Origin of the sequence: Flavobacterium sp. N1736, from assembly GCF_025947065.1 — a bacterium.
Taxonomy (GTDB): Bacteria; Bacteroidota; Bacteroidia; order Flavobacteriales; family Flavobacteriaceae; genus Flavobacterium.
Genome location: NZ_CP109994.1, coordinates 3,420,908 through 3,433,837 on the forward strand (window position 1 = coordinate 3,420,908; position 12,930 = coordinate 3,433,837).

10 protein-coding genes are annotated in these 12,930 nt (G+C 32.5%); 5 read left to right on the top strand and 5 right to left on the bottom strand.

Translation table 11 applies throughout. The annotated features are described in order from the left end of the window. Nucleotide 1: 1 nt before the first annotated feature. Entirely contained in the window at nt 2-541 is a 540-nt protein-coding gene (locus OLM54_RS14615) for a hypothetical protein (RefSeq protein ID WP_264535316.1), read from the top strand. A gap of 344 nt (nt 542-885) precedes the next feature. On the opposite strand, the gene OLM54_RS14620 is transcribed toward OLM54_RS14615, so the two are convergent. Then, entirely contained in the window at nt 886-1,503 is a 618-nt protein-coding gene (locus OLM54_RS14620; protein WP_264535317.1) for a thioredoxin family protein, read from the bottom strand. Between the two features lie 191 nt (nt 1,504-1,694). Between OLM54_RS14620 and pyrH the strand changes: the two genes are divergently transcribed. The 3 genes from pyrH (at nt 1,695) to OLM54_RS14635 (ending at nt 5,728) form a co-directional block, all read left to right on the top strand. Next, nucleotides 1,695-2,402: a UMP kinase gene (pyrH, locus tag OLM54_RS14625; protein WP_194617724.1), complete on the top strand. Its 708-nt coding sequence runs from the start codon at nt 1,695-1,697 to the stop codon at nt 2,400-2,402. Between the two features lie 152 nt (nt 2,403-2,554). Then, nucleotides 2,555-3,118: a ribosome recycling factor gene (gene frr, locus OLM54_RS14630; RefSeq protein WP_264535318.1), complete on the top strand. Its 564-nt coding sequence runs from the start codon at nt 2,555-2,557 to the stop codon at nt 3,116-3,118. A gap of 117 nt (nt 3,119-3,235) precedes the next feature. Next, a complete protein-coding gene (locus tag OLM54_RS14635) occupies nt 3,236-5,728 on the top strand; it encodes a DUF5686 and carboxypeptidase regulatory-like domain-containing protein (RefSeq protein WP_264535319.1) in 2,493 nt (830 codons plus the stop codon). Between the two features lie 195 nt (nt 5,729-5,923). Here OLM54_RS14635 and OLM54_RS14640 read toward each other — a convergent pair whose 3' ends face one another. The 4 genes from OLM54_RS14640 to OLM54_RS14655 form a co-directional block, all read right to left on the bottom strand. Beyond that, entirely contained in the window at nt 5,924-8,194 is a 2,271-nt protein-coding gene (locus OLM54_RS14640) for a cation:proton antiporter (RefSeq protein WP_264535320.1), read from the bottom strand. A gap of 114 nt (nt 8,195-8,308) precedes the next feature. Then, nucleotides 8,309-9,028 carry a LytR/AlgR family response regulator transcription factor gene (locus OLM54_RS14645; protein ID WP_264535321.1) on the bottom strand — a complete coding sequence of 240 codons (720 nt, stop codon included), beginning with the start codon at nt 9,026-9,028 and terminating at the stop codon, nt 8,309-8,311. Further along, on the bottom strand, nt 8,991-9,752 hold the full coding sequence (locus OLM54_RS14650) for a sensor histidine kinase (protein WP_264535322.1): 762 nt from the start codon (nt 9,750-9,752) through the stop codon (nt 8,991-8,993). Before OLM54_RS14650 ends, OLM54_RS14645 begins: the two co-directional genes overlap by 38 nt. Before the next feature lie 181 nt (nt 9,753-9,933). Next, nucleotides 9,934-10,263, bottom strand: a complete 330-nt coding sequence (locus OLM54_RS14655) for a DMT family transporter (RefSeq protein WP_264535323.1) — start codon at nt 10,261-10,263, stop codon at nt 9,934-9,936. Between the two features lie 180 nt (nt 10,264-10,443). On the opposite strand from OLM54_RS14655, the gene OLM54_RS14660 reads away from it, so the two are divergent. Beyond that, complete coding sequence (locus tag OLM54_RS14660; protein ID WP_264535324.1) at nt 10,444-12,828, top strand: efflux RND transporter permease subunit; 2,385 nt, start codon at nt 10,444-10,446, stop codon at nt 12,826-12,828. Nucleotides 12,829-12,930 lie beyond the last annotated feature (102 nt).

The following is a 12,930-nucleotide window of genomic DNA, read 5'->3' on the forward strand; positions in this document are numbered from 1 at the left end:
TATGAAGAAATTTTTATTTGCGTTTATCATTGTTCTGCTTACAAAATCATTTGTTCAGGCGCAAAATAAAAAATTTACCTACATACAATTTGACGTTGCTGTATCTATAGCCGGTAATCCGGAAAGAAATGAATCAGAAGATTATCCCGGGCAAAAAAACAATGCTTTCTTTGTTCCGGACGGTTTGGGTTCAAAAATTGGATACGGAGTACAGTACAAAAAATCGATTACATTGGGAATTCACAGTGGAATTGACTGGAAATGGGATGAAAAATTTGTTGCAGTTCCTGTTTATCTCAATCTTGGATTAAGTCCCAAAATAGGTGAAGAATCAAGAATTATTTTACAGGCCGGATATGGAAAAGGTTTTGCATTGGGCCGCGGAAATTTAAGCGGTGAATATAAGAAAATCAGACTCGGAATAGGCTCTGATGATTTTACTCTTTTTGCAGAAATTGCTCAATATGAAATTCCGCTACATAAAGAAAAAAACATTGGTAATATTAGTTTTGGAGTATCTTTAATAAGTTTTGATTATTAAAAATGTCTTTTGAAGATGTCTTTAATGAAATAGCACACTACAAAATAATGTGATTGTAATGTGCCAACTCCTGAATTAATGTTTTATTGGAATTAATAATGTGGTACATTTTTTCCGTCAAACAATAATCTTGAAAAAAAATCATAAAATTTTTCGAATAACTTTTTCATAATAGTGCATTTTTTAATTGTTAAAGATTAAATAGACACCAATAAAGAGTAAATCAAAAAATAGATAATAGAAGTGGGTTATATTACAGAGCCAATATACAAATTTTTCAATTCAAAAAAATATTTTAATGATTTTTTGCAAGTAAAATATTTACGCTCAATACATTAAACAAATTAAAGGCGATTGTATTTAATGTTTTCCATTATCTGAACTAATTCCTGCTGAACCGAAATTCCTTTATCTGCAAGATACCATAACTGCAAATCGGTTTTGATTTTCTCATCAATTACACCAAATTCTTTTTTATAATTGATCATCAATTCTGCAGCTTCTTTTGGTCTTGGTCCCCAATCGGCACGAACAATTCCGGCTTCTTTACAAATCACAATTACTTTTGGAATTGCTCTGCCGCCGTTTGTTAAATACTGATTCATTAAATCGTCGTTTTGATCACGCAGCACGATTCTTACATCGATCTTTTTATTAGATTCGATCGCCATTTTATTAATTACAGGAAGTATTTGCGCTGCATCTCCACACCAGCCTTCAGAAATAACAAGCCAGATATAATGGTTGTTTAAGTTTTGTAGTTTTGAAATTACATCTTCAGAAATTTTGATGGTTTTTTCCAGACGATTCATTCTCGCTTCATTCAATTTGGTGTAATGAGTAAGACTTTCTGATTGTTCGTTACCGGTTGATTTTTCTTCTGATAATAAATCTGTAACAAGTTTTCGATATTCAGGATAAGAATAACTATTGAATAATGCTTTAGCTACAATACTTTTCATATATGTTTCGTTTTGATACGATAAAAATACAAATTTTAGAAAGATGCAGTGATGACTTTTATCATATTGAAGAAAAATTAATCTTAAAAACAGCTATTAAGTTTAAACTTAAAGAATCAATTAATTTTTTTAAAACATTATTTTTAAAAATCAGAATATGTCTATATTTGCACAAATTAACGCAACAACACATGAAATATAAAAGAATTCTTCTAAAACTAAGTGGCGAAGCCTTAATGGGTGATTTACAATACGGAATTGACCCAAAAAGATTAGCCGAATATGCTGAAGAAATTAAGCAAATTCACAGTAAAGGAGTAGAAATTGCTATTGTTATAGGAGGAGGAAATATTTTTAGAGGCGTTGCAGGTGCAAGTGCCGGTATGGATAGAGTACAAGGCGATTATATGGGAATGCTTGCTACTGTTATTAATGGAATGGCTTTGCAGGGTGCTCTTGAAGACAAGGGAATGAAAACACGTTTGCAGACTGCTCTTAAAATGGAATCTATTGCAGAACCTTATATTAAAAGAAGAGCAGATCGTCATCTTGAAAAAGGAAGAATCGTAATTTTTGGAGCCGGAACCGGAAATCCATATTTTACAACCGATACTGCAGCTGTTTTAAGAGGAATTGAAATTAATGCTGATGTTATCTTAAAAGGTACGCGTGTTGATGGTGTTTATGACTCTGATCCTGAAAAAAATGCTTCGGCAGTAAAATTTGATATGATTTCGTTTGATGATGTCCTTAAAAAAGGATTAAACGTAATGGATACAACTGCTTTTACTTTAAGCCAGGAAAACAAATTGCCAATCGTTGTTTTTGACATGAACAAAATTGGAAATCTATTAAAAATCTGCGAAGGCGAAAATATTGGAACTGTAGTTAATGTATAGTCTACTTAGATTGTTAGATCGTTAGATTTCTCTAAATTTCAATAATCACGGAATATTAAAAATAAAAAAAACTATATTAGTTAGTAAATTAGATGGTGGTATTTTTAAAAATCTAAAAATCAAATTGTCTAAAAATCTAAAAATCTAAAAAAATGAGTGAAGAAATAGATTTTATTTTAGAAAGTACTGAAGAATCAATGAATGGTTCGATAGCGCATTTAGAAAAAGAATTCTTAAACATTCGTGCAGGAAAAGCTTCTCCTGCGATGTTAGGAAGTGTTTTCGTAGATTATTACGGATCTGCAACACCACTTTCGCAAGTATCAAAAATTAGCGTTCCTGATGCAAGAACAATTACATTACAGCCTTTTGAAAAAAACATGCTGCAAACAATTGAAAAAGCGATTATGATTGCTAATATTGGTTTCAACCCAATGAATAACGGAGACGTTATCATTATCAGCGTTCCGCCTTTAACAGAAGAGCGCCGTAGAGATTTGGCCAAACAAGCAAAATCTGAAGCAGAAGATGCAAAAATTGGTATTCGTAACTCTCGTAAAGATGCTAATACTGATATTAAAAAATTAGAAAAAGAAGGAACTTCAGAAGATGTTTGTAAATCTGCAGAAGAAGAAGTTCAGAATTTAACAAATGCATACATCAAAAAAATTGACGAATTATTGGCTGCTAAAGAAGCAGAAATCATGAAAGTTTAATTTTATTTGATACAAATTAAAAATCCGTTTAGTAAAATTGTACTAGACGGATTTTTTTATTACTATTTTTGCATACCAAAATCAAATTGTTTTCGTTTTGAAACTATAATCCTCTGTATGAAGCTATTTTGTTTATTGACTTTGTTTTTCACGCTTACTATTCAGGCGCAATTTCAAATAAACGGAATTGTGAACGACTCCAAAAACAAACCGCTTCCATTTGCCACGATTACAACTTCAGACAATAATAATACGATTACGGATGTCGACGGAAAATTTATCCTCAAATCGATAACAAACATCTCCTCTTTTACGGTTTCATATATTGGTTTTACGACCAAAAATATTGTTATTGTAAATAATAAAAAATTCTATTCGGTTTCACTTTCTGAAAAAACAGATGATTTAAAAGAAGTTGTCATTTCGAATGAAAATCCGGCTTTAGCCATTTTAAGAAAAGTTATAGCGAATAAAAACAATAACAATCCGCAGAAAAAACTAAATAGTTTTGAATACAAAACGTATAATAAACTTATTGTAACGGCGAATCCTGACTCTATTGATGGCAGAATTGATTCATCTGCAGCCTATAGAGATTTCAATAAAAAAGAAATAAACATCGATTCTTCTGATTATAAGTTTAAAGAAATAATCAGCAAACAGCATTTATTTCAAACCGAAAAAGTATCACAATATCAGTTTGCCAATAATAAGCTTAAAGAAACTATTCTGGGCAGTAAAATGGCAGGTTTTAAACAGCCTGTTTACGAAATAATTGCTTTCAATCTGCAGTCTATTTCTATTTATGATACTAAATATGAATTGTTTGAAACGAAACATCAAAGCCCAATTGCAGACAACGCTCTTGCCGATTATAATTATAAACTTCTTGATACTGTAGCTATCAAAGGGAGAAATACCTATATGATTTACTTTAAAAACAAAAAAAGAAAATCAAACAGACTTGAAGGTGTTTTATATATTGATCAGGAAAATTTTGCTGTTGCCAAAGCTGTAATGCGAATAAAAGGCGTTCTTGATATTAGCGGCATTCATGAATTTGATTATGTGCCGGGTGAAAAATTATGGTTTCAGAGCAATACAACGTTCAAAATTGTAAAAGGAAAAAACAATGAAGATATTAAAATCTTAGGCGGAACAATTCTGTTTGATGCAGATGCCGAAGAAGATGTTGAACCGAGGAAAAAAGTAGCTTCAGATTTCACTTATTTACTTTCTGAAAGTAACAATTTTGATGTTCATTACAATAACAATTCGCCCATAAAAAACCCGTCGCTTTATATTGAAATTAAAGATGATGCGAGCAAACAGCCTGAAACATTCTGGAATAAATACCGAAAAGACAGCCTCGATTTAAAAGGTCAAAAAACATATCAGTTATTAGACAGCCTTTCGATCAATAAAAGAATTGAAAAACGATTAGGATTGGGCAGAAAAATCATCAACGGTTATTTTCCTCTTGGTCCAATCGATCTTGATTTAAAGAAAATAATAAGTTACAACAACTACGAAGGTTTTCGATTGGGTCTTGGCGGTGTTACGAATGACCGATTTTCTAAAAACTTCAGAATTGAAGGATATTCGGCTTACGGAACAAAAGATGGTGTAATTAAATATAGTTTAGGCGCAGGAGTTTTGCTGGACAAAAACACAAATACATGGCTAAACGGATCTTATACTGATGATATTCGGGAAATTGCGAGTACCGTTTTTGCAGTCGATAAACGTGTTTTTAAGATTTATGATCCACGACCAATCAACATTAGTACATTCTACAGTTACACGAGCTGGAAAACCAATCTTCAAACTAAAATAATTCCAAAAACAGAAGCCGTTTTAGAATTATCAACAAGCTATATCGAGCCAAAATTTGATTATCTCTTTAATTTAAACGGAAAATTATATTCGAATTACACAATGACAACCGCAATGTTATCGATTGTATGGGCGCCATTTAGTGAATTTATGCAAACTCCAACCGGAAGAAACGAATCTGATAAAAGGTTTCCGAGATTTACTTTTCAGTACACACAATCATTGCCGAATGTATTGGGAAATGATTTTACTTTTGGAAAAATAGATTTTAAAACTGAATACGAGAAAAAATACCTCAACGGTCAAAAAACAAGTTTATTATTGCAAGGAGGTTATGCAATAGGCGACGTACCTATTACGCACTTATACAATACTGCGCCTAACAATTTAACCAAAGAAACGGTTGTGCAGCGTATTACTTTTGCCGGAAGAAACAGTTTTGAAACCATGTATTTTAATGAGTTTTTCTCCAGTCAATATATTATGTTTCAGATAAAACATGGCTTTGACCGAATTCGATTGCTACGAAAAGTTCGTCCATCAATGGTATTAGTAACCAGAATGGCTTGGGGAAACATGGAAAATCCGGAACAGCATGTTGGACCAACATACAAAACACTTGACAGAGGTTTCTTTGAATCCGGAATCGAGTTAAACAAAATCTACAAAGGTTTCGGCTTAGGCGGATTCTATCGCTACGGACCAAATCAGCTATTGAAATTTGAAGATAATGTTGCCGTTAAGATTTCTTATGTTTTGGATTTGGGGCTTTAGGTTTTAAAATTCCAAGCCTCGTTTGTCATTGCGAGGAACGAAGCAACCACACTTGCAAAATCAAACTATATGCAATTCATAGTAAGGTTGCTTCGTTCCTCGCAATAACGCAGCAACCGCATAAAACAAAAAAAATCCCAAACTCCAATCTTTAAATTGGAGTTTGGGATTTTAAATATTCAAATTTTAAAAACTTTATGGTTTCAAAATCAAAACCGAAGGTGTATTATTCAACCATGTACTTTGAGATTCAATTAGTTTTTTCCAGCTGTCTAAACTAATGATCATTAAATTCTGGCTTTCTAAAAATTCTTTTTTAATGGTTCTGTCGTGCATAATCATAATATGATTTGGTGCAATTTGTTCGATTGAACGAATACTTTCCTGAATATCGCGTGTGCTTTTTACTTCGCCGCTGGCATCAAGAACCGTAATTTGCGAACCATTATTATTGATTAATTTTTTAGCATAATCAATCAGGAAAGAATCTTCTTTACTAAAGATTGGCATAAAAATCTGATTTACTTCTTCGAGATCTTTATCAATAAAAATTCCGACCGGCATTTTACTTTTTGCAATAATATGGCGCGTTCTTTCATCAAAAGGAGAATTCTCAAACAAACCTTCTTTCCCGGTAAATTTATCAATCAAGCGATCCGGATTTACTATTCTGGTCGTAAAACCAAGGATTTTTCCAAGCAAGGTTCCATCAAAAATCGATTGTCCCAAACCAACAAGCAATAAATCATATTCTCCCTGATTTGCGGTATCTATAATATCAGTATCAATATCGTTTGTTACTTTAAAAACGCTAACCATATTCTGATTCAGCTTTTCTGCTTCCTGAACAACAGGCACGAGCATTTTACGTTCATGATCTTTGATGTCAAATGAATGTATTTCAGTACTTAAAGACAAATGCATTGCTGTTACAATAGAATTATCTCCTTGTTTTTTAACCAGGCTGTTCGCAATTTTTAATAGTTTTTTTCCTCTTTCAGGTGTTGCAAACGAAAGCAGAATCTTATATTTGCTTTTATTGCCTATTTCCTGAGGAATCGCTGTTACTTTATCTTTAAAAATAAAAGCAATAAAATCTAAAGCCGGACCTGTCATAAAAGTTGTTACCAAAGCCATAATAACCATCATGGTAAAAATTTCTGTAGAAAGAACACCTAAATCGTACCCAATATTTAAAACCACCAACTCCATTAAACCACGCGTGTTCATCAAAGCACCAATTGCTAAGCTGTCTTTCCAGTTTTGCCCAACAAATTTCGCCGCCAAAGCACTTCCAAAGAATTTACCTGCTACTGCCACTGCAATAATTACTGCTGTAACTTTCCATAAATAAGGATCGTTTAATAACCCAATTTGTGTACGTAAACCTGTAAACACAAAGAATAATGGCAATAAAACGATGATGGCAACGTCTTCAACTTTTTCTATAAATATATTTCTGAATTTATTATTTTCAGGCATAATTGCTCCGGCTAAAAATGCTCCGAACAAAGCATGAATTCCGATTAATTCAGATGCGTAAGCAGAAAACAAAAGGGTTAAAAAGAAAATAGCAACGACAGGCTTATTCAAACTTTCGCGGGTCGAATTTAAGTCTCCGACACGCTTCAGGAAAGGACGAACTATTTTTAACATCACAATTACATACAAAATTGCTAAACCAATTACATATAAAGAACTGGTAAACGAACCTGCTTTTACTATTGCAATTACAACGGCAAGAATACACCAGGCTGTAATATCATCTGCAGCAGCACAAGTTATAGCGATTGTTCCAAGTTTTGTTTTTTGCAAACCTCGCTCCTGCACGATTCTGGCTAATACCGGAAATGCAGTAATACTCATGGCGATTCCCATAAATAACCCGAAAGAAGCAAATTCAACTCCAACCGGTGCAAAAGTATGGTAGATAAAATAAGCCAGTGATAAACCCAGAGCAAAAGGAATAACAATACTTGCGTGACTAATAACAACGGCATCATGTGCCTTGTTTTTAAGCACTTTTAAATCCAGTTCCATCCCGATAACGAACATGAAAAGTATTAAACCAATCTGACTTAAAAATTGCAAGTTGCCTAAAGATTCTTTTGGAAATAAAGCTGCTGAGAATTCAGGAAAATACATTCCAACTAAAGATGGCCCTAAAACAATACCCGCAATCATTTCACCAATTACAGATGGCTGTCCGATTTTTCTAAAAACCCAGCCAAATAAACGTGCTACTAAAATAATCGTAACAATTTGTGCTAATAAAATAGCGAGAGGATGTTGTAAGTTTTCAACCATTGAATGAAGAAAATCATTCCAATGATTGCTTTGAATTTTTTTCTTTATAATTCCACGTCCTACTTCAAGCGCAGCACCTTTGGAAATTACCCAATATATCAGAGCTGTAAAACCACCAATAACAGTAACGTAAAATATGGAGTTTTTTATATTATTCATAACTCGTTTTTTTGATTTTAATGGTGCAAATATCAGAACTGAGAATTAAGTGATAAAGCAATTTTAAACCTAATTTTCAATGTATGTAACAAGTCCGAAAAACTTTGTAATAAGTTATAATTTCACCTTTTTCAAAAAGTCAGAACGATAGGTTTCACTTAAAATTAAAGTACTGTTTTTATTGTTTTTTTCTAAATGATGCAAAACAATTTCGTTATGATTAAAGAATTTAATGGCTTTTACGGCTACAATTTCTTTTTTGTTTACCCGACAAAAATCAGCATCCGGCAATTCGTTCAGGAGTGTATCAAATTTTACATTCTTCAAATTCAGAAAACTTCCATCAAGCAATAAAACTGTTTTATCGCGGCTGTCGCTAACCGCCGTTTTGATGTATTGAATTTGATTGAAATACAATAAAGTTTTCCCTTTGTCTGTATTAAGCTGAATGAATTTTTTGGAACTATCCGGTTTATTAAAACGTTCAAAAGCTTTTGAGATTGCTTTTTGCAAACGCTCCAGTTTTACGGGTTTTGTAATGTAATCGACTGCATCAATATTAAAAGCATCGGCAGCATATTCTTTATAAGCCGTACAAAAAATTACTAATTTATTATCCAGCATTTCTGCCAAATGCAAACCATCAATTCCGGGCATTTCAATATCTGAAATTAATAAATCAAAATCGAGTTCCGGAATTTCGGACAATAGTTTTTCAGGATTATTAAACGTTTTTACAATTTCTACTTCGGGAATTTGTTCGCAAAGCATTTTTAGGTACGTTAATCCGGGTAACTCATCGTCCAGCAGCAAGCATTTCAGTTTTGTATTCAAGGAGATCTATTTTTAGATGGGCAATATAAATATCGTTTTCTACAAACTTATCCAGTTTGAAGTTATTTTTATAAATAATTCGCAAACGGTGTTCTAATGTCGCGTGACCAAAACCGCTGCGTTCTTTCTTTAAAACTTTTTTATCCGAAATTTTATTCGAAACCGTCATCGCAAAAGCATTATCCCTAAACTCAAAAACAACCGAAATAAACGCATCGGCACTTTGCAAATCAGCATGTTTAAAAGCATTTTCGATTAAATCAATCGAAATTAACGGCGCTAACAAAGGTTGTTCATATAATTTATCGTCGTAATTAATGTTGGTTTTTATCTTCAACTCAAAAAGCGGACTGATTTTGATTTTATTGATTTCGATTAAATTCAAAGCAAAGTCAATTTCTTCTTTTGCTGTGACAAATTTCTTTTTGCTTTCGTATAAAATATAATCCAAAACATTCGCCAATTTATCTAAAGCAAAATAAGTTTGGTACGCGTGCGATTGAATCGAGTTTAGAATATTCTTAAACAAATGCGGATTCAGTTTTGATTCTAAAGTTTCTAATTGCAAATCGTTCACTTTCATTTCGAGTGCATAAAAACTTTTTTCAGCATCATCTTTTGCTTTTTTAGACTGCATTAACTGATACACCATAAAACAAATGATGGTGATTAGCAATAATATAATCGCTAAAAAAATAAAAGTGATCGTGTTGTTTTCTTGCATATATAATGTTTTATCTAAAAGTTTTTTTCGCCACGAATTTCACGAATAAGCACGAATTATAATATCTGCAAAATCTGCGTGAAAGTTTTTTTTTGCCACAGATTAAAAAGATTTTAATGATTTCTTTTAAGTTTAATCTGTGAAAATCTGCTTAAATCTGCAAAATCTGCGTGAAACAATTTTAATGACTTGAAACAAACTTCAACCCAATAATTGAAGCAATTAATGTTGAAAGAAAAAATATTCTCCAGAAAGTTGCCGGTTCTTTAAAAATAAAAATTCCAACCAAAACAGTTCCAACAGCGCCAATTCCTGTCCAAACGGCATAAGCGGTTCCAATTGGTAAAACCTGAGTTGCTTTGTATAATAAAATCATACTTATCGAAAGACATACAAAAAAACCTATCATCCAATACGTTGAAATAATTCCCGACGTTTCTTTGGCTTTGCCCAGACAAGATGCAAATCCAACTTCAAAAAGTCCGGCGATTATTAATAAAATCCAATTCATTTTCGTTTCATTTTTAAATTAAGTACAAATATGAGAAAAGCTAGCGACTAAACAGCAAAAAGAAAGAAATATACCCCGAATTTTAAATTTACAATTTGTGTTAACATTAAGTAAAATACAAGCGAATATTTATGATTTAGAGCGCTTTTCACTACATTTGCAACCATTTTTAAAGATTTTATGAAAAACGCTATTCAAGTTGGGTTTTGGGAAAAATTAGCCCGAATCATACTTAAAAACAGAATTACGATATTGGTTGTCGTTGCCGCCATAACAATTTTCCTTGGTTACCAATGGAAAAACCTTGCTATGACGTATACGGAAGCCAACTTACTTCCTAAAAACCATATTGCAAATAAGGATTATCAAAAATTTCTTGACAAATTTGGCGAAGAAGGAAATCTTGTCGTGATTGGTTTTAAAGACCCTAAGTTTTTCACGCCAAAAAATTACGCTGCCTGGAATGAGTTAATGACAGGTTTGAAAAATTCTAAAGAAGTTGATTTAGTAGTTTCTTTGAATGATTTAAAGAAACTGGAAAAAGACACCGTTAACGAAAAATTTGTTTTAAGTCCGTTCATAGATCAAAGTAAAGCAACTGATCCTGAATATCTAAAAAAGATACAATACGATTTATTTCATAATCTACCTTTTTATGAAGGTTTATTGTTCAATAAACAAAGCGGAAGTATTCGTTCTGCAGTTTATATCAACAAAAAGCTGGTAAATACTGCCGGAAGAAAGACTTTTATTCTTGAAAATCTGGTTCCAAAAATCGATAAATTCGAAAAAACAACCGGAATCGACCTGAAAGTTTCCGGAATGCCATATATCAGAACGATCAATGCAGACAATATGAAAGGTGAAATTGCACTTTTTATTGGCGCGGCTTTGCTTACTGTTTCTTTGATTTTCTTTTTCTTTTTCCGTTCGTTCAGAGCAACATTTATCTCAATCTGTATTTTAATTGTTGGGGTAATCTGGTCGTTTGGTACACTTGGATTATTTCATTATAAAATCACGATTTTAACGGCTATTATTCCGCCATTAATTATTGTAATTGGTATTACGAATTGCATTTTCCTGATTAATAAATACCAGCAGGAAATTAAACTTCATAACAATCAGGCAAAAGCTTTGCAGCGTATTATTTCAAAAATTGGAGTTTCGACTTTAATGACGAATTTAACAACGGCAATGGGTTTTGCAACGTTTATGATTACAGGCAATGATTTGCTTTTTGAGTTTGGTTTGGTAACCTCAATCAACGTGATTTCGGTTTATTTACTGACGCTTTTAATTGTACCAATTGTATACAGTTTCATGTCGGTTCCAGGCGAAAAACATTTATATCACTTAACAAAAACATACATTTCGACTTTATTGGATTTTGTTGAAAATGTGGTAAGAAACAAACGAAAAGTAATTTATACCATTTACGGTTTGCTTTTATTATTCAGCGTTATTGGGGTTTCGCAAATGAAAGTTTCGGGAAGTTTGATTGGTGAAATGCCAAAAAGTGCTTCTTTCTTTAAAGATATTTTATTTTACGAAAAAGAATTTAACGGAGTTATGCCATTGGAAATTATGATTGACACCAAACATAAAAAAGGTGTTATGAAATTATCGACAATGCGCAAAATGGATGAATTGCAAAGTACAATTGCAAGTATGCCGGAATTATCAAAACCGGTTTCTGTGGTGAATCTGGTTAAATATTCGAAACAGGCTTTTTATAACGGAAATCCTGAATATTATCAATTGCCAACATCGCAGGAGCAGACTTTTATTTTAAGTTATGCTAAAAATGCAACAAAAAACAGCAAAGATAATTTGATGAAAAGTTATGTTGATTCGACGGGACAATATGCCCGAATCACAACTTTTATGAGAGATATTGGTACGGATGAAATGGCGAAAGTAGAGAAAAAACTTCATGCTAAAATTGATGAAATTTTCCCTTCTGATCGTTATGAAGTTACCGTTACCGGAAAAGCATTGGTTTTTCAGAAAGGAACATCGTATTTGGTAGACAATTTAATTGAATCATTGATTTTTGCTATTTTGGTTATTGCCGGATTAATGCTGTATTTATTCCGTTCGTTTAAAATGGTTTTTGCATCAATAATCACAAATGTTTTACCGCTTTGCATTACCTCTGGATTAATGGGTTATTTCGGAATTCCGTTGAAGCCTTCGACAATTTTAGTATTCAGTATCGCGTTTGGAATTTCGGTTGATAATGCAATTCAGTTTATGGCGAAATACAAACATGACTTAATACAAAGCAATGGAAAAGTCAAAAAATCTGTTTTCAGCGCTTTGAGAGAAACGGGAATTAGTACTTTCTATACTTCTATCGTTTTGATTTTAGGATTTGCGACTTTCACACTTTCAAGCTTTAGCGGCACAATTGCGCTTGGTGGATTAATTTCATGTACATTGGCGTTTGCAATGTTTGCGAATTTATTGGTTTTACCTGCTTTGGTTTTGACTTTTGAAAAGAAAAAAGCTAAGAAAGAGGATTTGGAAGGATTGGAAGGAAACACGAATTTCACTAATTAGAACGAATTGATAGCTGGAACATTTGTCAAAGTTCAAAACATAACTTGTCATTCCGAAACTTCGGGAGTATTCTTTTTCTTACGTATTTAGTAAGAAAAAGAT